This window comes from Variovorax sp. OV329, from assembly GCF_900114785.1.
Lineage (GTDB): Bacteria > Pseudomonadota > Gammaproteobacteria > Burkholderiales > Burkholderiaceae_C > Variovorax.
Map to the genome: position 1 here is coordinate 479,221 of NZ_FOUG01000002.1, position 19,527 is coordinate 498,747.

The window sequence follows — 19,527 nt, forward strand, 5'->3', positions numbered from 1 at the left end:
TTCATTCACGTGCAGCCGCAGTGGTCTGCACCACCACGTCGGCCGAGCCGGTTTCCCGTACGGTCATCGCGGTATCCACCGATTGCGGGCACAGGCAAGACACGCGGACGCCCTTGCGGCCATAGGATCCCGCCCAGGGTGCCGAGGACGCCAGCATTCGACACGAAGGCGTCGACCCGCCGAAGTGCTGGCGAGTCATCGCGACCAGCGATCGAACGTCCGCCTCCTTCGGCCAGCGCCCTTGACCCGAGCGCGCTGCCACGGCCAGTCCGGCCTCGAAACTGATGTCCGCCACGTCCACGCCGCTCGCTCCCTCGCGGACAAATCGGTGCGCCAAGGCGGCGCCGCTGCGCCCACCGGTGACGATGGCGACCTTGTTCGAGAGTCCCATTGGAAGAGTCTCGCTGTTCGCTCTCAGAGCACCACCACGTGGCCGCTTCGCGGATCGACCTGGCCGGCGCACAGGTGCGCGAGCAGCGACTGGGCCGCGGCAAGTCCTTCTCGCTCCTCGACCTCGAGCCAGGGCCGTGGCCCCTCCTGCACGCGCCGGATGAACGCCATCTGGGCCTCGTTGAAGCGGCGGTTGACCTCCGCGTGGCCCCAGTCGGTGTTGCGCTTGCGGATCTGCACCGGAGCGAAATAGAAGACCGGCTTGGGGCCAGGTAGCGCCTGCTCGCGCAGGAAGCCGGTGTTGGCTGCCGAGCCGGCAAAGCAGTCGTAGACCAGCGAGCCGCCGAAGTGATGGTGCACCCGGGCCCGCAGTGCCTCGTCGCCCGAGAAGTCCACATAGAGAGTCGGCGTGGCCGTGTCGAGTTCTTCCAACTGCTCGTAGCCGAGAGTGCGCTGGTAGCAGCCGAGTCCTTCGACGAAGGCCGCATTTCGCGGCGAGGTGAGCGCCACCAGTTCGACGCCGCGGGCGCTCTCCAGGCAAAACGCCGTGCCATACGCCGTCTTGCTCGAGGCGCTGGACAGCACGAGCCGCCGGGCGCCGAAGAAGCCGTTGTCCTGCAGGAAATCGGCCAACATGAAAGACGTAATGAAAAGTGGCCGCAGCAGCATCTGCAGGTTCTCGTCGGCGGACCGGTAGGCGGGATCATGGCTGACGCGGGTGTACTGGTTGTAGGCCGAGACCAGCGCCTGGCGATGCTGCGCGCCGTCATAGAAGCCGCGTTCGCTTACGCGCACCGGCTGCATGCGCAGATGGCTGGCAAGGGGGAAGTAGCCGTAGAAGCGCTCACCTGGCTCCACGCCGGAAACGGTGGAGGCCACCACGTCGGCGAAGCCCCAGGCCGGCACGTGTCCCCATCCCTCCTCGCCCGTGGGGAAGAAGTTCCAGTACTGCATCGCGTCTCCGAAGGCGGCGTACGTGATGTTGTTCGTGGTCAGTGCCACGCGGCGCACCGCGAGTAGCGCCTCGCCGTCCGAGAGGGGCGCGGCGTCGAGGGTCTGCAGGCGGCTGTGGTTCAATGCACGCTTGTCGGTAAGCAGGCGTTCGATGGTCGGCATGGCTTCAGTTCGGTTGTGGTGGACACGCCCACTGTATGGCGCCCTCGCTGGGCGCGGGTTCGGATTCGCCGCGCCATGAACAAGCCCCTGAAACGCCCCTCGCAGGCCCGGGCGCGGTTCACCGTTCAGGCCATCTACGACGCGTTTGTTCGGATATGGCAGCGCGACGGATGGGATCGGCTCACCACGCGCTCGGTGGCGCTGGAGACCGGCATCTCGGTCGGTACCCTCTACGAATACTTCCCCAACAAGCTGGCGCTGCTCTCCGGTTACGTCCGGCATGGTGTGGAGCGCCTGGTGGCCGCCATTGACGGCGAGGCTGTGGCGCCGCGAGGCCTCGCGTGGCAGGAGAGGCTGCGGCGGGCGGTGCGGCTCACATGCGGCGTGGACGCACCGGAGCTCGCCTGGTTACATCCTGACATGCTGGCCTTGGAGGGCCAGGTGGCAGAACCGAAACATAACAGGCGGGTGCACGATGAACTGCTGGCCGTGTGGACCCGCGTGTTCGCAGCCTGCGATGACCTTCCCCATCCACCAGCATCGGAAACAGTCCGCGCGCTTGTGATAGCCCTGTGGGGTGGCCGCCGCTATGCGCTACTGCTGCAACTGGATCTGGACAGTGCGCGCTCATGGGCATCGGAGATGGATCGCTGGTGCGTCGGAGTGGTGGATGGATCGCTGACTACTTGAAGCGATCACGGCGGAAGCCACGGCGCGTCTGTGTCGGCGAAATGCTGACACCACATGTCAAACCTCACTGACAGATGCTAGTTTGCGCTTCAGGTAGCCTTCTGCGCGCTGATTTTTGAGAGGAGCGCATATGTCCGTCGAGTTCTTGAGGCAGGTGGCTGCCACCCCTCTCCCCCGGTCGTACAACGCGAAGCAGGATGTTGATGCCATCAAGGTCTTGCGCCAAGCTGGCTTGGTCCTCGCGATGGTGAATGAACCGCCGGAGGGCGGCGCCCGGGTATTCGCCGTGACCGACAAAGGCCGCGAGGAGCTGCTGCGGATTCACTATCCGGAAAGCCCCAAGGCTTCCCGCTCCCGCGGGTTCCGCTTGCCGCAAGTCGCACTCCGGGCACGGGACGCCCTCAAGCGAAGCATTGGTCCCGGATAGTTGCAGCAGTCTCATGGCCCAGTTCGTCCCCCGCTTCACCGCAGTCCGTAGAAAGTAGAAAGGAGTTGATCGTGCGTGCGAGAGTTGGCTCTTCATTCCCCGGAAACCCAGGACGGCCTTCCATGCGGATGAGAGTTCGCATCAGGCGGCCTCTTCTGAGCGAGACGCAGCTTCAGGCGTATTTCTTCGCTCGTGAAACGGTGCGCCGCGCCAAGCGGGCCTCCGAGTTCTTCCAGCCAGCGCAGGGACTCGGGCGCTTGCATGAAGGCGGCATCCGTCCGTAAATGGATTGCTAGCACCCGAGGGCTCGCGCGCGCCTGTAGTCCTGAGGTCGAGGTCCAGACACGCTGCCTTTTTGCGTGAGGTTGCGCTCCACTGGCAGCGGCGTCGTAGATCCACCATCAGCGCCCTTGCCTTGGGGCAGGCCGAGTCAGTGGTTCGTCGAGTTCACCACGTAGCGCACCACGGCTTGGATCTGTGCATCACTCAACGCGGTGCCAAAGGCTGGCATCGGGCCCATGCCGTTTCGCAGCACGGTCTCGACTCGCTTGGCGTCGGGACGCATCTCGTCGAGATCGGGCCCGATCGCGCCGGTCGAGCCGGCGTCCTTGAGCGCGTGACACAGTGCGCAGGCAGGCAACGGGCCCGCGCCCTTGACGAAGATCTGGCGGCCCTCGGCCACGTCCGCCTGGGCAAAGCACAGGGTCGGGCTGGCCACAAACGCCAGCAGCGCCAGAGCGCGCTTGGACATCACCGGGAGCTTCATGCGGCCTGGATCTTTACGGCGTGATCGCGCCAGCTGCTGTTGATGTAGCCGGCCCGGTTCTCCACGCGGTTCTCGATTTGCACGTTGCCCTTGACGTCGGTGATGCGGCTGGTGACCAAGTGGGCGCCGGGCGACAATTTGACGTTCAACGCGAACTGGCGCCATGCGAAGCGGCCAAGGTCCGGGCCGACCAACTCGGCGCGCGCCCACGTCGCGCCGCCATCGGTGGACACGTCCACATGGCGCACGGCATGCACGCCACCGAAGGCCACGCCCTGGATGGCGACCGTCTCGCCCGCCTTGACCTGGCTGTCGGGCAGCGGCAGGTTGACCCATGACTTGGGCGGCATCTGCCACACGGACGGATCGGTGGGACGTACCGACTTCTCCGATGCAGGCGTCATGCGATAGTCGGTCTGCTGGATGGCCGAATCGCTTTCCTCGGAACCGAAGGCCAGGCGCTTGACGTACTTCACGCTGTTCACGCCGGTGAACCCAGGGACCACCAGGCGCAGGGGGCCGCCGTGGGCCAGCGGAATGGGCTCGCCGTTGATCTGCCAGGCCAGGATCGCATCCTCCATGGCCTCCAGGGGCACGCTGCGCTCAACACGGGACTTCGGATCGATGCCGGCAGGCAATACCTCGCCGCCGGTACCTGTCATGAACCTGGCGCCCTTGAGCAAGCCGCCCTGTGCTGCGACGAGCTCCCGCACAGGAACGCCAGTGAACATGACGCAGCCCGCAGCACCCGTCGTCCAAGGCGTGCCGCTGGGCTTGCTCGGGAAGAAGCCCCGGCCGTTGCCGCTGCACTGGAGCACCATGGTCACCGTCTCGCTCTTCCTCTTTTTCAGCTCGCCAAGGGTGAACTGCCTGGGAACGCGCACGCCTTCTACGCTCACGACCCACTCGTCGGGCTTGGCCATGATGTCGGCCGATGGCGGCGCGAGGTTGTTGCGCACGTACAGTTGGTTCACGGTGGTGACTGCGCCCATCCCGGCCGCACCTCGTCGCATCTCGATCGTGTTGGTACTGTGCACGATCATCGAGCCCGGGTCCTTGAATGCGGCATAGGCGGGCAGCGGCCTGGCTGCCGGTGCGGCCTGTGCGAAGGCGCGCTGCAGGGGCGCCACGGCCGACATGGCGGCAGCCGATGATGCGCCGCAGAGCAGTGCGCGACGCACAGCGTTCGGATGGGCTTGCGGTGGCGGGTCGAGAAGGGCGTTGTCCATGTGGGTCTCGTCTTGTTGGTAGTTCGGCTTCGTGGGTCTTATGGCTTGTAGTCGATCGAGCGCAGCAGCTGCCCGGTGTGCTCGTAGTCGCGCTTCAGTGCGCGGGTCCAGTCCTCCGTGCTCTGGGTGGGATTGGCGGTCTCCATGCCCAGGGCCGCCAGCTGTTCGCGCACGGCAGGCGTGGCAATGGCTTTCTGCAGTTGCGCGCGCAGCTCGCCGCGGATCTCGGGTGGCACGTCGGGAGTGGACCAGACGCCCGTGCCCATGGTTTGCGAGAGGCTGCCGTAGCCCAGTTCCGCCAGCGCCGGCACGTCCGGCAGGAAGGGCGAACGCTGCGGGGAAGTCACGGCCAGTGGCCTGAGCTTGCCGGCCTTGATGAGCGGGAGCGATGTGCCCATGCCGTCGAACATGAACTGCACCTGCCCACCCATGACGTCCACCAGCGCGGGCGGCGAACCCTTGTAGCCCGCATGCTCCATGTCCAAGCCCGCGGCGCGGTTGAACTGCAGGCCCTCGATGTGGGAGAGCGACCCGGGGCTGTACGACGCATAGGTGACCTTCCCAGGGTTGGCCTTCACGTACGCCACCATTTCCCCTGCGCTGCGAATCGGCAGGCTCGGGTTGGCCACCAGCACCAGCGCGACCTTGGCAACTTCTGCAACCGGCGCAAGGTCCTTAAGCGGGTCGATGCGGAATTTGTAGCTGTAGGGTCCTTCGGTGACCAGCGAGTTCGGCGAGAGTACGAAGGTGTAGCCGTCGTGCGGCGCGCTCAGCAGGGCGTCCACGGCGATGAGGCCGCCGGCGCCGGGCTTGTTGTCGACGATCACGGCTTGGCCGGTGCTGGCGCGGACGCTCTCGGCGACCGTGCGCGCAATCATGTCCGACGCGCCACCGGCAGGCGCTGGCACCAACAGGCGGATGGGGCGGTTCGGCCAGGCAGCCTGGGCGTATGCGCCGCTCCACGCGATCGCCGAAAGCAGCGCGGCCACACACGCGCGGCGCGCGGCACTGGGCAAGAGAGTGTTCATGGTTTCAGCCCTCGCTCACGTCGGAGAACTCGCCGCGGCGATGGTTCTCCATTTCCTCGAGCAGGATCGGGGCACCCAGGCTCATGGTGTGCAAGCCCAGCGTGGCCGTAAGTTGCAGCACGGCGGTGATTTCCTCCGGGGTGACGCCCAGCGCCAGGGCGCGTCGGATGTGGCGTCGCACGCCCGGGCCGTACATGTGCGTCACGGAGGCGTCCACGGCGATGGCGATCAGCTCGAAAGTCTTGGGGTCGATCACGCCGGAGTTCAGAGGCGCGCTGACCATGGAGAAGAACTTCTCGGTCCAATCGGCATCCAGTCGGGCCATCGGCTCCCAGTTGCGATTCCATTGGCCCGCGACGCGCATGGCGTCGCAGATGGGCGTGGATGAAGGGGGGGATTGGTCGCTTCGCATCGCTATTTCCCCCTCAGGCGACCTTGCGCAGGAAGCCTTGCTGGCCACCTTTGCGGTTCGGCGCGAAGCCATTGGCCAGCAGCGACTCTTCCGCCGTATCGTAGAAGACGCCGATCTTGCTGATCTCGCGCGCCTGCTGCGCCGTAGCGATCGGGCGTCCGAATTCGCGCGAGATGCGTACCAGTTGCTCGACCTGCCTGACCGTGCTCATCTTCTCGGTGCGCGACTGGTTCCAGAGGTTGTCCTCGATGCCGGCGCGCACATGCAGGCCCATGGCGATGCCCATCATGTTGACGGGCAGCACGTTGCGCATGGAGCTTTCCACGGTGAGCACCGCGCCATCGGGCACGGCGCGCACGAAGTGCGCCAGGCTGTAGATGTTGGGCGCGTCCATGCCACCGCCGATGGCCACCCAGTTCATGACCAGCGGGCCCTTGTAGATGCCGCGGCGCATCAGGCGCTCCACCGATTCGAAGCTGTTGATGTTGTAGCACTGGAAGGCGCTCTGGATGCCGGCCTTGTTCAGGCGGCGGATGTGCTCCTCGGCCCAGCCGGGTTGGGCCGGCACGGTCATTTCCTTGTAGGCGTTGTAGACCTCGGGGTCTTCCATCGAGGTGCCCCTGGTGTCGGCATCATCCCAGTGCTCCACCACGTTCATCTGCGAGGTGTTGATCGTCACCGTGACCTGGTCGGGCTTGGGATCGAGCTCGGCGAGCATGTGGCGCGTGTCGTCGCTCAGCCATTTGGCGGCGGCGCCTTCGTTTTCCGGGGCGAACGAGATCGAGCCGCCGACCTGGATGATCATCTCCGGCACGGCCTTGCGAACACCGGCGATCAACTCGTTGAACTTGGAAAGACGCTTGCTTCCCTTGCCATCCAGCTCGCGCACGTGCAGATGCAGCACCGTCGCGCCAGCGTTGTAGCAGTCCACCGCCTTCTGGATCTGCTGCTCCATCGTGACCGGGATGTCTTCCGGGAAATCCGAGGGTACCCACGATGGCGCGTAGGGCGCGGCGGTGATGATCAGCGGCTGCTGGTTTTCAGGGAAGAGATGGCCATCGAGAAAGTTCATTGGGTGTCTCCGTTGGTGGAAATGGTCGGTGGATGTCCCGTGCGTTCCACTGTAGAAATTGCAGTCCGATTGCACTTTGCAATCCATGCCAATCGCTTTGCTTTTCGTGCCAGAATGGACCGCAGCCATAGGAGGTACCTGCGATGGGCGCTCTGGTGCGTGCGGCAGCCCTCACCAACTTTTCCGAAGTCGTGCGCGGGCTGGGCCACGACCCTGGCGCTGCGTTGCGCCGTGCCGGCCTGCGCAGCGCCCGGATACGCGACCCGGATCAGCTCATCGAGGCGCGCGTCGTGGCGCAACTTCTGGAAGACACCGCCCGCGCCACGGGCTGCGAGTCGATCGGGTTGCGCATGGCCGAGCAGCGGCAGCTCTCGAACTTTGGCGTGGTGGGCCTGCTGCTCGTTCACCAACCCACGCTGCGGCACGTGCTGCTCACGCTCATCGGGCATGTTCACATGCTCAACGAGTCGCTGGCAATGCAGCTGGAGGACGCCGGAGAGATGGTCATCCTGCGTGAAGACCTGATGTCTGCAGTGCCGGCGCGGCAGTCGGTCGAGCTGGCCATCGGCGTTCTCTTCCGGATGTGCGGCGCCCTGCTGGGTACGCGCTGGAAGCCGGTGAGCGTCTGCTTCGCCCATGGGGCGCCGGCGGATGCAGGTGCGCACCGGCGGATGTTCCGTTGCCGGGTCGAGTTCGATGCGGAATTCACGGGCATCGTCTGCCGCGCGGCCGACCTGGATGTTCCCAATCCCTCCGCGGATCCGGTGTTGGCGCGCTATGCCCTCACGATGGTCGATGCACTGCCGGCGGCGCACGAGCAGCCTATCGAAGATGCAGTGCGTAAAGCCATCTACCTTGTACTGCCTTCGGGCCGCGCGACCTGCGAGTCGGTGGCGCAGGGCCTGGGTTTCAGCATGCGGACACTGCAGAGGGCGCTCGACGAGCGGGGGGCAAGCTTCAGCAAGCTGCTGGGCGAGGTCCGCCAGGAACTGGCTCAGCGCTATGTGGACAGTCCCCGCTACAGCCTCGGCCAGGTGGCTTCGTTGCTGGGCTACAGCACCCACAGCGCCTTCACACGCTGGTTCGGGGCGCGCTTCGGGCGCTCGCCCGAGGCATGGCGCGCCGCGGCCGGCACGCAGCAAACTCGGCGCAAACCGGCGCGGCCAATGTGATCCGCAGCCGCATCCGCGACATCGCTGTGTTTCGCCGCCCGCCCCTCAAGCGGCTGCGCAACGATGGATCCACCAGTCAAACGCCAGCGACATCATCACGGAGTGTTTGCATCTTTGGCAGTGGAAGGGGATGCTGACCGCGCGCCGTGTGCGGCCCTGAGCATGGGGGCTGAAGTCGCGTGCACGCCAACCTGCAGCGGCTCGACAATCGGCCAAGAGATCGAGGTCGACGCCCGCAGCCTGGCCGACCGCTATCTCAGGAAGGGTCGATCGCCGTGAGGCGGGTGGCCTCGGGTTCGGCGCGCCTGGACACGTTGGTCTCTTCTCCGCGCGCGAGGGACAGGTCGATCCGCGATTGCGCCGCATGGATGCGCACCTCGTCGGGCAGCCGCTTGAACTCCGCGGGCGTCATCCAAACGGTGTCGAAACTGCCGCTCGCGTATTCCTTGGCGAAGTGCGCGAGCATCTCCTCGGTGGTCACGATGACCGGGCCATCCTCCTCGCGCACCCGGTGGTAGGGCTGGTCGACGAAGTTGTGCCGGATCCAGCCGGCCACGCGGCCAGCGCCCTGCGTAATCGCATTCATCCAAGGTCTCCGTTGTTGTGGTAATTCTGGTGACCAGGGATTTGTAATGTTTTCTTACAGCGGCGTCCATGGGGGAAGCCGCGGGTTCCGGAATCCGACACGGGCGCAGTGGACGGTCCATGTTCCTGCACTCAGTTGCCTCTGCGCAAAGCGCGCGGCGGTGCCCGAGGCCTGGACGTTTCACAGCAGGTCGGAGATTCCGGATCAGCGCTTCAAGCTGAACGTGGGAGTGGGCCTGATCGCCACGAAGATCGGCGTTCCTGGGTCAGCAGTGGGTGGATGCCCACCCGCGAGCCCCGCCGTACATCGCTGCCCTCGAAAGCGCTCAATGATCTAGTCGGCCGGCAAGCGGCCAGCAGCAGTCCTTAGCCCGACCTCTTTCAGACGTCAGGTCTTGGAGGAAGTAGCAGTCATTGAGCTGCGGCGGTCATATTGCCGTGCACGCTGCAGGTCCGTTCTGAAGAAATCACCAAGCAGGTGGGTGAAGTCACCTTTTGGACCTTCGTGCAACGGCGGAAAGTGACCGGCGCGGCCGGTCGCCCCGTGCCAATTACCAAAGGACCTTCACGCCTACACTGCCGCTCACGCTGCTGCTGGTGCGCGCATCGCCACTCAGGTCCCACAGCTTGCCCAGTTCGCCATAGAGGCTCGTCCTCTGGCCCAGCTGCCAAGTGGCGCCGAAAGCCAGCTCGCTGCTGGTGCCGCCGGTGCGGCTGGCGATGTCGGCGCTCCCGGCCGGGCCGATGAAGCGGGTGATGTCCGTGCCGCTGCTGCGCTTGTAGAAGTTCACGCGCGCATAGGGCTGCAGTGCGCCGGGGCCTGCCTCCAGTTGGCCTTTGATGCGCAGGCCTGCACGGGCGATCCAGCCGTTGTCGGTGTCCTGCTGGATGCTCGCGCCGCTGATGCTGGTGTCGTCCAGGCCCAGGTGCTGGTAGGCCAACTGCAGTTGCGGTTCCAGTGTCCAGCGCGGGGCGATCGCAAAGCCCTGCCCCACCTCGATGGAGGCGACGATACTGTCGCCCTTGCCCGAGCTGGCCTGGCCCTGCGAGGGATAGGCGGTGTAGCGATGGCGGCCCGCCTGCAGCACGTTGTCCACGTACAGCCCGCTGGGCTGGCTCCAGGTGGCGTAGGCGCCGAAGTACTGGCTGCGCAGGTCGTTGCGGCCGGCCGCGTAGTTCACCACGCCGCGCGCAAAGCCGTTCACGTCCATGTCGCCTTCGAGCTGGCCGGCGTACAGGCCGGTTCGCCAATTCGGATTCGCCCACAGGTCGGTTCCGGCCTGGAAGCCGGTGAGGCGCCCGCTGCTGGTGGGGCTGACGGTGCCCTGCTGGGCGATGTCGCGGTCCACGCTGAGGATGCGGCCCCAACCCTGGCGGTTGCCCCAGGCAGAGCCGGAGGAAGCCACGCGCTCGTCGCCCACGCGTTGGTGCAAGTTGCCCAGCATGGCGATGTCCAGTTCACGGAACTGCTGGGGCACCACGGCGTACATGGGCACCTCGGCCCGGTAGAGGGGCACCGGACTTGGCGTCGACCCAGGTTCCTCGGCAGGGCTTGTCACCACCGGGATGGCTGTCGAGCGCAGATACCAGTTCTCACCGGCGCCGCTGGCGTCGGCGGCATACAGGCGATATTCGTAGGCACCGGCATCCACATGTCCGCCGGCCAAGCTGAAGGCATCCTTGGTGCTTTGTGCCGTGGTGGTCGCGCCGCCCGTGGCGCTAACCACCTCGATTCCGTTGCCGCTGGTCTGCGCGCCCAGGCCGCCGAGGTTGGCGATCTGGACGTTGGTCCTGCCCGTTGCACTGGCCGAGGGCCCGCTGAGCACCAGGCGGTCGCTGGCGCTGCTGCTGTCTCCCAGCGCCGTGCCCAGGCGCAGCGTGCCGCCGTTCCCGACGTAGGCACCGGTGACGGTAAGGGTGTTGCCCGCCGTGCTTCCGGGCAGCGAGACCGTCCCGGCATTGCTCAGCGAGGACAGTGTCTGTTCAAAGCCGTTGAGGTCCAGCGTGCCGCCTGCCGCGACGGTGTGCGCAGACACCGAGCTCAGGACACTCGCTGCCCCGGCGCGCAAGGTGCCGCCAGCGACGTTCGTGGCCCCGGCGTAGGTACTGGCGCCCAGGAGCGTGGTGGTGCCGCTGCCCACATGGTTGACGCCCGTGCTGCCGGTGATGGGTGCGGCGAAGTCGTAAGCGCTGGCGTTGTGGTTGAAGTTCACGACAGCCGTACCGGTGGCCCCGCCGGCCACGGCCGAAGCGATCACCGAGCCGGGGGCCACGGCAGCATTGCCCGCCGCGGCGCCGATGTTCAGAATGGCCGAGCCGCCGTCTCTGCCCAAGGTAACGGCGGAGTTCCCGCTGTTGGCGGAGATCGTTGCTCCGTCTGCAACGGTCAAGATTGCTGAACCAGATGAGCCCAAGTTGACAGTGGTGACGCTCGAAGCGATCCGTGAGCCGACGCCGGTGACCACGCCAGTAAATGCTCCAGACAAACCGAGGTTCATGCCCGCTTTGGACGTGACGGCCCCGCCGTTAGACACCTCAAGGGTGCCGCGGTGCTGATTGAAGCCGACGGCAGAGTTCAGAAGCGACCCCTGGCCGCTCACCACGACATGGGAGATCCCGCCCGTGGACGACGCAGCCGTATTGCCTCCTCCCAGGTTTACGCCAACCGCACCACCTGCGCTGAGCCTGCCACCGTCGAGGATATTGATGTTGCTCTGCCCCGCAAGAGAAGCGAGCGTAGTGGTGTTCATCGTGGCACCGTTGCCCTGGACGGTCAGACTGCCCACGGTGCCTGCCGTATTGCCGAACTGAACGACACCGCCCTGGTAGCTCGCCCCCGCCTGGATGTTCAATGAGGCGCCACCCACAGAGCTGAAGTTCAAAGAGTTGGCGGTGTTGATCGTGACGTTCGCCAAGACCGCCGGCAGCGGCGTTGTGAGCGTAAAGCCCGAAGTCACGGTGATCGTGGAACTCGGATCCATGCTCGCGTTCGCCGTGTTGATCGCGCTGATCAAATCAGTTTCGTTGGCAACCGAGAAGGTGGCTGCTCTAGACACCCCGCTCGCGGCAAAAGCCGCCAACGAAATTGCGACGGTCACGCCGACTGTCCGCATCGATCCACGGGCCCTGCCGCCTCGCGGCGCGCTCACGTTCTCCGCCACTGCCACGCAGGCGCCCAGTGCCGAACTCCAAACCGTTCTGTAACTCTGATTCACCCGTCCGCTCCTGGTCTAAGAGGCAAAATTGCCAATGAGGGGCGAACCTGAATCGCGCCTCGCGAAAGGGCGCGAGTCTACAGATGTAACGTAATGTCTCGAATTTAATTTGAGACGTTTCCACGCTTTCGGCCAACTTCTTTCACCGCCCTGCCAAAGCCTCGTAGGAAGCGGCCTACTTCGTTTGTACTTTCGTAGCTGTCTTGCATGGCCGCATGTCTGTGGCTTCAGTTGACGAGGGTGCGCCGGATGCATGTTCGCAAGGTGGACTTCCAAAGCGTGGCGTACACACAGTCGTCGGAGAACTGGTGCGGCCGAGACCACGGACAGGCTTCCCGATCCGTAGTGCGCGCCGTCAAGAAGCAGCCTCAAAGCTAGGGGGTCGACCTGTGGGGGTGAAGGAACATTGCTGCCAACAAACGCGATGTCGCGTTGGCCATGCCAAGCTCCAGGCGATGGTGGCGATCCAGAGGTGACGATGTTCGAGATGGTGGAACTTGTCGGAAAGCATCTTTCCGTACACTCAGCGCGCCGGCCAGCCGCTGGCGGCCAGGAGCCGACCTTCGCATGCACCCCAGAATTCGCCGGTTAGCAGACGCTCGCGGTCAACATCGAGGCCTTCGGCCTCATGACAAGTCAAATCTTCATCGTGCTAGTCGTGGTTCTGTTCGTGGGGCGCATTTGTTTGGGACAGGTACAACCACCGGAAGGCCCGACGAATAGCCACATCCTCAAACTGTTTTCGATGTGGAGTGGAACTGGGGCCGATGCAGTCGGTGGAAATCAGGGTGGCCGGCGGTCCGATGACTCCCACCTTGGCCAGGGCATGTAAAAGTTGCGCGAGACGCGACGCGTTGTCTGGTGGGCGTTGCTCTGATTCAACTCATCCCCAACATTGAGTAGCTTTGACCGTTGAAGGGCGTGTACACGCCAACCTACACCGGTTTAACAGTGGGCCTGAACCAGCCCTTCCCTAGGGCTCGTTCGAATATTGGGTGCCAGAGCAGTTAGCTGTCGTTCACCTGTGTCGAATCTAGGCGCACCCTGCGAACTGGCCAAGACGAGCCTATCAGCCCATACCGGCGCACGAATCGCCGGAGGCGAAGTGGATCCAGGTTGAAGGCTGGTCCGAGCTTCGCCCGGCTGTGAGATCCGGGTTTCGCCGTTCCCAGAACGGGGTGGCCGGTGTGGCGCTGGCTGGGAGATTGCGGTCCGGACTTGTTCAGGCTAGTCTCTTAGGCTCCGTAGTGCTCTCACGGTTTACGGTTCGCACGAGAGGAGTGAGGAAGCATGCTGAAGCGGACCCTTTTAGTCGGAACTCTGTGTTGCGGAGCAGAGTTTGTTCGCGCCCAGAGCGATCCGCAGCAATCTCGAAAGGTGCATCGCATCGGATACATCTCGGCAGCGGCTGACCTCGAGCATTTCCAAGAGGCCATGCAGAAGCTAGGCTACATCGAGGGGATCAATACAGTCTTCGTTGTTCGGCTGGCAAGAGGACGCCTGAACCTCTTGCCATCCATGGCTACCGACATCCTGAGGCTGCAGGTGGAGGTGATCGTCGCCGCCAGCCCACCGGCGATTCAAGCTGCCAAGAATGCTACGTCAACAATTCCCATCGTGATGGCCGTGACGTCGGTGGATCCGGTGCGTTCTGGATTTGTGACCAGCATGGCGCGGCCGGGGGGCAACATCACAGGCGTGGCTATGATTTCGGACGTGATCGCTGGGAAGCGGCTCGAACTGCTCAGTGAAGTGCTCTCAAGGTCGAAGCCGATTGCACTCCTTGCGCAAGTGGGGCACACGGCAGGGCCAGGGCAAATCGAGGCTGCGAAAATGGCAGCGCGCTCGCTGGGCAGAGAGCTCCTCGTTTTCGAGGTCCGGGATGCCAGGGACTACGAATCCGCCATATCCCAAGCCTCTGTCGAGTCGGCGGGACTCTTTGTTCTGTCGAATCCAACCTTCTTCGACGACCGAGTTGCCATTGCGACGCTTGCCTCGCGCAATGGCCTGGCAACGCTTTGCGAGTGGCGCGAAATGGCGGCGGCTGGATGCCTGATGGCTTACGGGCCTAGCGTGGAGGCTCTTCACCATCGTGTTGCCACCTTCGTGGATCGCATTCTCCGCGGAGCGCAAGCGGGTGATCTGCCGGTAGAGATGCCCATGAAATTTGATCTAACGATCAATCTGACCACAGCCAAAGCCTTGGGAATCAACATTGAGAAGTCTCTGCTTAGACGGGCTCAACTGCTCCATTGAGGCCCCTAGACAGGTCGATATGGCGATGGGGCTCTAGCCTATTGGCGGCGGGCTCATTGGGCGTATTTCTATCCCGAGTGCGAGCGCATTGGCAGAGAACCAAGTTTGGTCATGCCGGTTGCGTGCGAACAATTTCGGGTTCGGTACAGGGTAGGCGCATGAAGGCCATGCGAACGCTCGGCGAGTGCTTCGACCGGCTACAGTCGGCCAGGACCGGACCTTCGACTCGGTCAGAAAAATGCGGATTGAACTCTTTCCAAGAGGGTCTAGATGGTGTCTGTTCCAACGGAGCCCGTGTCACAAGTAGTCTTCGTTCACGACTACTTCCAGGTCGTTTTTCATGGCGATTGCTTCAGCTTCTATGGCCCCGTAGAAGTCAGAAATGACGACCGAGAGTTGACACAAGGGCGACCGGGCTTCTGTGACGCGCTGGTTGAACTCATTGGCGAGCGGGCAACCTCGGTAGTCGTTGGCGACGACGGGGAGTTGACGATTGCCTTCAGCAGCGGCGCTGGACTCAGGGCTCGGCCAGGTCCGCCCGATGTAGGCCCAGAAGCCTGGCTGTTCAATGGTCCAAGCCGCCAGATTGTTGGCAGTGCGTGCTGCTGACCAGCTGCGGTAGTCGGCCATCAGCGGACCTTTGGCATTCAGCCCTCCACGCACATGTCATCCAGAGAACCTCTCGTGTCACCCAGCCGCCCTCAGCCGGTGAGAAGAACGACGATTGAGTGGGCCTTGATGGCGGGATTCGCGTTCCTCATCGCTGCAACTGCGACCTGGCATGCTCTTGGACGACCGAAGTCCTATTTCGAGTATCAGGTCCTCAGCAATCTCTCGAAGCATCGACCGGATTCTTTGAGTCGTCTAGATTTGAAAGACTTGGCTCCGGGCATATGGGAATTGGTCTGTGAAGCCCACGGGTACAGCGGCCCTCTCTACTTGAAAAAGTACGACCGCACCTACCCTGCGGTCAGCGACCTTCAGGATGGTTCATGGGGGCTAGTCTTCATCGAGCCAAGCGGCGCGTTCTCCTCGGTGGCGGGGACGTGCGGCTCGACTGGGGTGCTAATTTCCGTTGACCGTGGCTGTGTTCCAGTTGGAGACGCAGTTCTACAGCGCGTCACCAACAACAGGGCCTGCGCCACCTTCAAATAGTCGAGTAACAAGGGTCCGCTTTCGAGCAAAGCGTATGGCCGGAATGGGCACTCACCGGCCGATGACCACCTTTCGGGCTCAATCACGCCGTCCGGATGCTCGTCAGCAGACCGCTGAGCCATGCTGCCCCTCTTTTCCAGCATTGAGCCACCGTCGAGCATCAGTGCGCGGTTGACGCGATCTTCGACGGCCTAGTTATAAACTCGTTGAATGAAGTCATAGATATTCGAAACTTCGCCAATAGCTTGGTGCTGCATAGACTGGCCGCAATGTCCACCGCGCACGTCGCCGCCGCACAGGCGCTCTCTCTCGATGCGACTTCCCGTCGCAGTTTTTTGGCCACCGGGTCCCTGACGCTGGCCAGCGTGGCGGCTACCGGAATGCTGCCCGTGTTCGCACAGGACGCGCAGACTCAGGCGTTGCTGGGTGTGGCGGCGCAGCAGCTTCCCGCGATTCCCGCGATCAAGCGCTCGGTCATCATTGACACCGACCCAGGCCAGGATGACGCGATCGCCGTGCTGTTCGCGCTGGCCGCGCCCGAGCGGCTCGATGTGCGTGCGCTCACGGTTTCGGTGGGCAACATGCCACTGAGCATCACAGAGAAGAACGCACGTCGGGTGCGCGACTGGGCCGGGCGCACCGACGTGCCGGTGTATGCCGGCTACCCTCGACCTCTGATTCGCGAACCGATCTTCGCCGATGACGTGCACGGCAAGACTGGCCTTGACGGCCCTATGCTTCACGAGCCGCGCGGCCCGCTTTCGCAAGGCCACGCGGTGGACTACCTCATCAAGACGCTGCGCTCGGCCGAAGCCGGAAGCGTGGTGTTGGTGGGCCTCGGCCCGCTCACCAATATCGCCGCAGCGCTGAACATGGCGCCGGACATCAAACCCGCGATCAGCGAGGTGGTGGTGCTCGGGGGGGCCTGGGGCGTGGGCGGCAACATCACGCCGGCCGCCACGTTCAACCTGTACGCCGATCCGGAAGCGGCTTCGGTGGTGTTCCGCAGCGGCGTCCCAGTGACGGCAGTGTCGCACGATGCCGCGCGGCGCGTGCTCGTGACACCCGAGCGAATCGAGCCCTTTCGCAGGTTGGGCAACACCGCGGGCAAGGTCGTAGCCAACATCCTGGACTCGGCCATGGACTTCGCAATGCGCCGTCGGGGCGTCAAAGTGGGTCCAATGTATGACCCCTGCGTGATCGCTTATCTGCTGCAGCCCGAGCTTTTCAAGGGCGCACGCGTGCCCGTGGACATCGAGACCCGTGGCGAGTTCACTGCGGGTGCCACAGTGGTGGACTTCCGGGGCTACACCAAGCGCAAGGCGAACACCTTGTGGATCAACTCGGTCGATATAGACGGCTTCTACGGCTTGTTGGAACAGCACATCGCGCGGCTGCCTTAGTCTAGATCGCTGCGTTGCGGGTCCATCGTAGCGACGATGTTCACCAGGCTCAGCGGTGACCCACGCGCCATCTGGTCAACATCAACCGGCCTTGCGCCAGAGTGCCCGCGCTCGCATTCGGACTGCATTTTCCAGAGCGGCGTCGATTGGGCGGTAAACCTGTAGCTGCTGCGTTAACTGATTGAGCGTCGAGTGAAGATACCTGCGGTGCCACGGCCCTCTGCAAGCGCTGGACGCCGTAACCACCGGTCGATCGCGGGCGGCGAAGCTACCCGGCCCGCCGCACAGGCCACAGGCGCAGCGCAAGCGCACCCAACCCCGACGTTGTCGCCAGCGCGGTCACGCCCAACCATCCCCATTGCGGCAGCACAAGCGCGGCCAACGCGGAGCCCGCGGCCATGCCGATGAACATGCCAGTGAACAGCACCGCGTTGAGCCGGCTGCGCGCCCCGGGCTCGATGCCGTAGACGATTGTCTGGTGTGCGATCAGCGTGGCCTGCACGCCGAGATCGAAGCCGATCGCGCTGGCAGCCAGCAGCCACAGCCGGGCGTGGGGCGACAGCAGCGGCATCAGCGCCATGGCCGCGAACGACACGACAACCAGCCCGGCACCGAGGCGCGTTACCAGTTCCGGGCCGCGGCGATCGGCCAGCCGGCCCGCAAGCGGCGCGGCCAGCGCACCGGCGGCACCTGCAAGCCCGAAAGCGCCGGCTGCAGCGCTGCCGAGATGGAAGGGCTCGCCATGCAGCATCACCGCCAGCGTCGACCAGAACGCGCTGAAGCCGATTGCCAGCAGCCCCTGCGCCAGGGTCGCTCGGCGCAGGCCGGGATGGCGCCGCCACAGCGCGGCCAGCGAGCCCAGCAGCGCACCGTAGGCCAACTGCGTCGTTGGCCGGAAGTGCGGCAGTCCGCGCCAGGCCGCAGCGCCGATCAGCGCGACGCTGGCCGCCGCCAGCACGAACATCGCACGCCAGCCGAAATGCTCGGCCACGAAGCCGCTCAAGACCCGCGACAGCAGGATGCCGAGCAGCAAGCCCGTCATCACCATGCCGACCACCTTGCCGCGTTGCGAATCGGTCGCCAACGTGGCCGCGGCGGGCACGATGTCCTGCGCCATGGTGGCAGCCAGGCCGATCGCCAGGCTGGCCGCCAGCAGGAGCCCGATGCCAGGTGCCGCACTGGCCAGCAGCAAGGCTGCGCACAGCGCCGCCGCCTTCGCAAGGATGATGCGGCGCCGGTCGAAGCGGTCGCCGAGCGGCGCCAGTAGCAATAGACCGAGCGCGTAGCCCAGTTGCGTCAGCGTGGGCACGAAACCGACCTCGCGGCTCGAGGTGCCGATGTCGGCGCCCAGGATGCCCAGCATTGGCTGGCTGTAGTAGATCGACGCCACCGCCAGGCCGGCGCCGCTGGCCAGCAGAAAGACCAGCGAAGCCGGGATTTGCGCGGGGCTCGCCCTGGCGTCGCCTGGAGCGCTAGCATGCGTCACTTGAATGGAAGACATGGTGTAAACCCTTGATTTCTTAAGTGGTCTGGAGTTTGACCCCGCATCCTTTCTCTTGGTAGCCGTCGAAGGCGCACAATAGTTATACGTCCCACGCATATAACCGATTGCATCGTGCTGCCGTCCGCTCTCCCCTCCGTCGTCGCCTCGTCCGACCGCATCGAATTGATGAAGACCTTCGTGCAAATCGTGGAGGCAGGCAGCCTGTCGGCCGCGGCGGCGCAGATGCGAACCACGCAGCCCACCGTCAGTCGCCGGCTGCAGGCGCTCGAGCGCTTGCTCGGGGTGCGGCTGCTGCGCCGCTCCACGCACGCGATGAAGCTGACCGAAGACGGCGAGCGCTGCGTCGAACGTGCCCGGGAGCTGATCGAGAGCTGGCAGGCCTTCGAGGCCGACCTGCGGGGCGACGAAAACGATCCCGAAGGCATGCTGCGCGTGGTGGCACCGCACGCCTTCGGCCAGCAAGTGCTGGTCGGGCCGCTGGCCGCCTACCTCCGTCGCCATCCGCGCGTGAGCGTCGAATGGCTGCTGCACGACCGGCGCCCCGATTTCATCGCCGAGGGGGTCGACTGCGCAATCCAGGTCGGAGAAGTGAACGACCTCGGCGTCGTCGCCATCAAGCTCGGCGAGGTACCCCGCATCGTGGTCGCCGCGCCCTCGGTGCTCGAGGGCGCACCGGTTCCCGCGCACGCGCGCGAACTCGCAGCACTGCCGTGGCTCGCGCTGCGCACCTTCTACCGCACCGAGATCCTGCTGTCGCACGCCAGGAGCGGCGAGAGTTGCCGCGTCGCCTTGCGCCCACGCTTGAGCACCGACAGTCTCTACGCCCTGCGCAGTGCCGCCGTGATGGGGATGGGTGTGTGCGTGGGGTCGACCTGGCTCTTGGCCGAGGACCTTGCGCAAGGCCGCCTGATTCAGCTGGCGTCCGAGTGGCAGGCAGCCGCCCTGCCGGTCTATCTGACCTATCCGCAGGCGCGACTCCATCCACCCAAGCTGAAGCGATTCATCGAGGCAATGCGCTTCGAGTGGCCGACTTAGGTACGCGGGCGCATACCGTGCGTCAGCCGATATGCACGGGGGCGGACTCTGCTGCGAGTGCACTGTTCGGCA

The 19,527-nt window shown here is 64.7% G+C and carries 18 protein-coding genes and 1 pseudogene; 8 read left to right on the top strand and 11 right to left on the bottom strand.

What is annotated here, in order from left to right; all coding sequences use genetic code 11:
* Position 1: 1 nt before the first annotated feature.
* Together BM345_RS05010 and BM345_RS05015 are read right to left on the bottom strand one after the other, a co-directional pair.
* The gene (locus tag BM345_RS05010) at positions 2 to 391 is read right to left on the bottom strand and encodes an SDR family oxidoreductase (RefSeq protein ID WP_093376145.1); all 390 of its coding nucleotides are present in this window, start codon (positions 389 to 391) and stop codon (positions 2 to 4) included.
* 23 nt (positions 392 to 414) lie between these two features.
* On the bottom strand, positions 415 to 1,506 hold the full coding sequence (locus BM345_RS05015) for a DUF2855 family protein (protein WP_093376147.1): 1,092 nt from the start codon (positions 1,504 to 1,506) through the stop codon (positions 415 to 417).
* A gap of 75 nt (positions 1,507 to 1,581) precedes the next feature.
* Here BM345_RS05015 and BM345_RS05020 point away from each other — a divergent pair, with 75 nt between their 5' ends.
* Both BM345_RS05020 and BM345_RS05025 read left to right on the top strand, forming a co-directional pair.
* The gene (locus tag BM345_RS05020) at positions 1,582 to 2,196 is read left to right on the top strand and encodes a TetR/AcrR family transcriptional regulator (protein WP_093376149.1); all 615 of its coding nucleotides are present in this window, start codon (positions 1,582 to 1,584) and stop codon (positions 2,194 to 2,196) included.
* 130 nt (positions 2,197 to 2,326) lie between these two features.
* Positions 2,327 to 2,623 (top strand): hypothetical protein, encoded by a 297-nt coding sequence (locus BM345_RS05025; protein ID WP_093376150.1) that lies wholly within the window; start codon positions 2,327 to 2,329, stop codon positions 2,621 to 2,623.
* Between the two features lie 430 nt (positions 2,624 to 3,053).
* Here BM345_RS05025 and BM345_RS05030 read toward each other — a convergent pair whose 3' ends face one another.
* Genes BM345_RS05030 through BM345_RS05050 form a run of 5 tightly spaced genes read right to left on the bottom strand, consistent with a single transcriptional unit; the run spans position 3,054 to position 7,130 of the window.
* Complete coding sequence (locus BM345_RS05030; protein WP_093376151.1) at positions 3,054 to 3,389, bottom strand: SorU family sulfite dehydrogenase c-type cytochrome subunit; 336 nt, start codon at positions 3,387 to 3,389, stop codon at positions 3,054 to 3,056.
* Positions 3,386 to 4,618 (bottom strand): SorT family sulfite dehydrogenase catalytic subunit, encoded by a 1,233-nt coding sequence (locus tag BM345_RS05035; protein WP_093376153.1) that lies wholly within the window; start codon positions 4,616 to 4,618, stop codon positions 3,386 to 3,388. Before BM345_RS05035 ends, BM345_RS05030 begins: the two co-directional genes overlap by 4 nt.
* A gap of 38 nt (positions 4,619 to 4,656) precedes the next feature.
* The gene (locus BM345_RS05040) at positions 4,657 to 5,646 is read right to left on the bottom strand and encodes a Bug family tripartite tricarboxylate transporter substrate binding protein (RefSeq protein WP_093376154.1); all 990 of its coding nucleotides are present in this window, start codon (positions 5,644 to 5,646) and stop codon (positions 4,657 to 4,659) included.
* A 4-nt stretch (positions 5,647 to 5,650) separates the two neighbouring features.
* Positions 5,651 to 6,058: a carboxymuconolactone decarboxylase family protein gene (locus BM345_RS05045; RefSeq protein ID WP_254789536.1), complete on the bottom strand. Its 408-nt coding sequence runs from the start codon at positions 6,056 to 6,058 to the stop codon at positions 5,651 to 5,653.
* Between the two features lie 13 nt (positions 6,059 to 6,071).
* Positions 6,072 to 7,130: a beta-keto acid cleavage family enzyme gene (locus BM345_RS05050; RefSeq protein WP_093376156.1), complete on the bottom strand. Its 1,059-nt coding sequence runs from the start codon at positions 7,128 to 7,130 to the stop codon at positions 6,072 to 6,074.
* Between the two features lie 143 nt (positions 7,131 to 7,273).
* On the opposite strand from BM345_RS05050, the gene BM345_RS05055 reads away from it, so the two are divergent.
* Positions 7,274 to 8,302, top strand: coding sequence for an AraC family transcriptional regulator (locus BM345_RS05055; RefSeq protein ID WP_093376158.1), 1,029 nt, complete (start codon positions 7,274 to 7,276; stop codon positions 8,300 to 8,302).
* Positions 8,303 to 8,558: 256 nt separating this feature from the next.
* On the opposite strand, the gene BM345_RS05060 is transcribed toward BM345_RS05055, so the two are convergent.
* Positions 8,559 to 8,888 (bottom strand): hypothetical protein, encoded by a 330-nt coding sequence (locus tag BM345_RS05060; protein ID WP_093376159.1) that lies wholly within the window; start codon positions 8,886 to 8,888, stop codon positions 8,559 to 8,561.
* 550 nt (positions 8,889 to 9,438) lie between these two features.
* Positions 9,439 to 11,220: an autotransporter family protein gene (locus tag BM345_RS05065; protein ID WP_254789565.1), complete on the bottom strand. Its 1,782-nt coding sequence runs from the start codon at positions 11,218 to 11,220 to the stop codon at positions 9,439 to 9,441.
* A gap of 216 nt (positions 11,221 to 11,436) precedes the next feature.
* Here BM345_RS05065 and BM345_RS30485 point away from each other — a divergent pair, with 216 nt between their 5' ends.
* Complete coding sequence (locus BM345_RS30485) at positions 11,437 to 11,742, top strand: hypothetical protein (RefSeq protein WP_254789569.1); 306 nt, start codon at positions 11,437 to 11,439, stop codon at positions 11,740 to 11,742.
* Between the two features lie 270 nt (positions 11,743 to 12,012).
* Here BM345_RS30485 and BM345_RS30840 read toward each other — a convergent pair.
* Positions 12,013 to 12,102: pseudogene (locus tag BM345_RS30840) on the bottom strand (ESPR-type extended signal peptide-containing protein); the annotation flags it as partial.
* A 1,290-nt stretch (positions 12,103 to 13,392) separates the two neighbouring features.
* On the opposite strand from BM345_RS30840, the gene BM345_RS05070 reads away from it, so the two are divergent.
* From BM345_RS05070 to BM345_RS05075, 3 genes are all read left to right on the top strand, one after another.
* On the top strand, positions 13,393 to 14,358 hold the full coding sequence (locus tag BM345_RS05070; protein ID WP_093376163.1) for an ABC transporter substrate-binding protein: 966 nt from the start codon (positions 13,393 to 13,395) through the stop codon (positions 14,356 to 14,358).
* 270 nt (positions 14,359 to 14,628) lie between these two features.
* Complete coding sequence (locus BM345_RS30845) at positions 14,629 to 14,967, top strand: DUF6188 family protein (protein ID WP_368086474.1); 339 nt, start codon at positions 14,629 to 14,631, stop codon at positions 14,965 to 14,967.
* Between the two features lie 815 nt (positions 14,968 to 15,782).
* Positions 15,783 to 16,916, top strand: a complete 1,134-nt coding sequence (locus BM345_RS05075) for a nucleoside hydrolase (RefSeq protein WP_254789539.1) — start codon at positions 15,783 to 15,785, stop codon at positions 16,914 to 16,916.
* Positions 16,917 to 17,184: 268 nt separating this feature from the next.
* On the opposite strand, the gene BM345_RS05080 is transcribed toward BM345_RS05075, so the two are convergent.
* Positions 17,185 to 18,417 carry an MFS transporter gene (locus BM345_RS05080; protein ID WP_093376167.1) on the bottom strand — a complete coding sequence of 411 codons (1,233 nt, stop codon included), beginning with the start codon at positions 18,415 to 18,417 and terminating at the stop codon, positions 17,185 to 17,187.
* Between the two features lie 168 nt (positions 18,418 to 18,585).
* On the opposite strand from BM345_RS05080, the gene BM345_RS05085 reads away from it, so the two are divergent.
* The gene (locus tag BM345_RS05085; protein WP_093376169.1) at positions 18,586 to 19,455 is read left to right on the top strand and encodes a LysR family transcriptional regulator; all 870 of its coding nucleotides are present in this window, start codon (positions 18,586 to 18,588) and stop codon (positions 19,453 to 19,455) included.
* Positions 19,456 to 19,527 lie beyond the last annotated feature (72 nt).

Excerpts from the sequence above, each read along its gene's own strand:
- BM345_RS05010 (WP_093376145.1), bottom strand. The coding sequence starts at position 391 with ATGGGACTCTCGAACAAGGTCGCCATCGTCACCGGTGGGCGCAGCGGC.
- BM345_RS05015 (WP_093376147.1), bottom strand. The coding sequence starts at position 1,506 with ATGCCGACCATCGAACGCCTGCTTACCGACAAGCGTGCATTGAACCAC.
- BM345_RS05020 (WP_093376149.1), top strand. The coding sequence starts at position 1,582 with ATGAACAAGCCCCTGAAACGCCCCTCGCAGGCCCGGGCGCGGTTCACC.
- BM345_RS05025 (WP_093376150.1), top strand. The coding sequence starts at position 2,327 with ATGTCCGTCGAGTTCTTGAGGCAGGTGGCTGCCACCCCTCTCCCCCGG.
- BM345_RS05030 (WP_093376151.1), bottom strand. The coding sequence starts at position 3,389 with ATGAAGCTCCCGGTGATGTCCAAGCGCGCTCTGGCGCTGCTGGCGTTT.
- BM345_RS05035 (WP_093376153.1), bottom strand. The coding sequence starts at position 4,618 with ATGGACAACGCCCTTCTCGACCCGCCACCGCAAGCCCATCCGAACGCT.
- BM345_RS05040 (WP_093376154.1), bottom strand. The coding sequence starts at position 5,646 with ATGAACACTCTCTTGCCCAGTGCCGCGCGCCGCGCGTGTGTGGCCGCG.
- BM345_RS05045 (WP_254789536.1), bottom strand. The coding sequence starts at position 6,058 with ATGCGAAGCGACCAATCCCCCCCTTCATCCACGCCCATCTGCGACGCC.
- BM345_RS05050 (WP_093376156.1), bottom strand. The coding sequence starts at position 7,130 with ATGAACTTTCTCGATGGCCATCTCTTCCCTGAAAACCAGCAGCCGCTG.
- BM345_RS05055 (WP_093376158.1), top strand. The coding sequence starts at position 7,274 with ATGGGCGCTCTGGTGCGTGCGGCAGCCCTCACCAACTTTTCCGAAGTC.
- BM345_RS05060 (WP_093376159.1), bottom strand. The coding sequence starts at position 8,888 with ATGAATGCGATTACGCAGGGCGCTGGCCGCGTGGCCGGCTGGATCCGG.
- BM345_RS05070 (WP_093376163.1), top strand. The coding sequence starts at position 13,393 with ATGCTGAAGCGGACCCTTTTAGTCGGAACTCTGTGTTGCGGAGCAGAG.
- BM345_RS30845 (WP_368086474.1), top strand. The coding sequence starts at position 14,629 with ATGGTGTCTGTTCCAACGGAGCCCGTGTCACAAGTAGTCTTCGTTCAC.
- BM345_RS05075 (WP_254789539.1), top strand. The coding sequence starts at position 15,783 with ATGTCCACCGCGCACGTCGCCGCCGCACAGGCGCTCTCTCTCGATGCG.
- BM345_RS05080 (WP_093376167.1), bottom strand. The coding sequence starts at position 18,417 with ATGTCTTCCATTCAAGTGACGCATGCTAGCGCTCCAGGCGACGCCAGG.
- BM345_RS05085 (WP_093376169.1), top strand. The coding sequence starts at position 18,586 with ATGAAGACCTTCGTGCAAATCGTGGAGGCAGGCAGCCTGTCGGCCGCG.